The following is a 1,110-nucleotide window of genomic DNA, read 5'->3' as shown; positions in this document are numbered from 1 at the left end:
ATCCCCGAACGCCCCGAAATCATGCTGGCAACCGCTGAAGACTTGCTGAAACGCAAGGACATCAGCGCATGGGCGGTCGGCTGCGGCATGGGTTTGGACGAAACCGCCAACCAAATCTTAAATAACGTGTTGACGCAAAATCAGGACGTGCCGCTGCTGCTTGATGCCGACGCACTGACCCTGCTGGCAAGGTCGAATTCAGAAACACGAGAAGCCGCTCAAAAACGCAGCAATCTGGTTCTGACCCCGCACCCCGCCGAAGCCGCCCGCCTGCTCGGTACATCCACCCAAGCCGTCCAGCAGGACAGAATGTCTGCCGTCCAAACCATCAGCGCAACGTTCCAAGTCGTAACCGTCTTAAAAGGACACCGCACACTGGTCGCCGCACCCGACGGCACGGTCTATACCAACCCAAGCGGCAACGCCGGACTTGCCACCGCAGGCAGCGGCGACGTTTTAAGCGGCATCATCGGCAGCCTGCTCGCACAAGGCATTGCCCCATTCCAAGCCGCCTGTGCCGGCGTATGGCTGCACGGCGCAGCGGCGGATGTCATCAAACATTCATCGGGCGTGGAAGCCGGTATGCTGGCAGGCGAAATCGCACCCGCTGCCCGATGGTTGAGGAATCGGCTGATGACGGATAAAACAAAAAATTGAGAAGGAAGGAGGTCGTCTGAAAACGGAGATACAGTCCCCAAGCCGTTTTCAGACGACCCTTTGCGATGTTCAATATCTGTGTAGGAATCCAAAAGCTCTTTGATGTTTTCTATGCAGATACTTTGGATAAATTGAAAAGGTAAACCATGCAGTCCAAATTTTTTAACCATCAAGGCGCAAGCCTGCACTATCAAATCGGCGGTAAGGAAGCCGCTCCCGTCATGGTCTTGCTTCACGGCGGTTTTGGCTCGATTAGCGATTTTGAACCGCTGCTGCCGCGCCTGTTGCAACACTACCGCATGATTGCCGTCGATACGCGCGGACACGGACGCTCCACGCTTGGCACTACCGTATTGACCTATGCTCAAGTAGCCGATGATGTGCGCCAAATCCTGCGCAGTGAAAGCGTGGAAAATTACAGTCTGTTCGGTTTCAGCGACGGAGGAATAACTG

General features: G+C 55.2%; 2 protein-coding genes. Both read left to right on the top strand.

The genetic code is table 11. The features are described 5' to 3' along the window. On the top strand, positions 1-657 hold a 657-nt coding region (locus ACTHUR_RS11670; RefSeq protein WP_440398680.1), incomplete at its 5' end, for an NAD(P)H-hydrate dehydratase. A gap of 146 nt (positions 658-803) precedes the next feature. After that, a partial coding sequence (locus ACTHUR_RS11665; RefSeq protein WP_440398679.1) for an alpha/beta fold hydrolase occupies positions 804-1,110 on the top strand: 307 nt, incomplete at its 3' end.

The sequence above is a fragment of the Neisseria sp. P0021.S007 genome (assembly GCF_051956855.1).
Note: the sequence above shows the minus strand (reverse complement) of the source record. Positions and strands in the feature narration are given on the sequence as shown.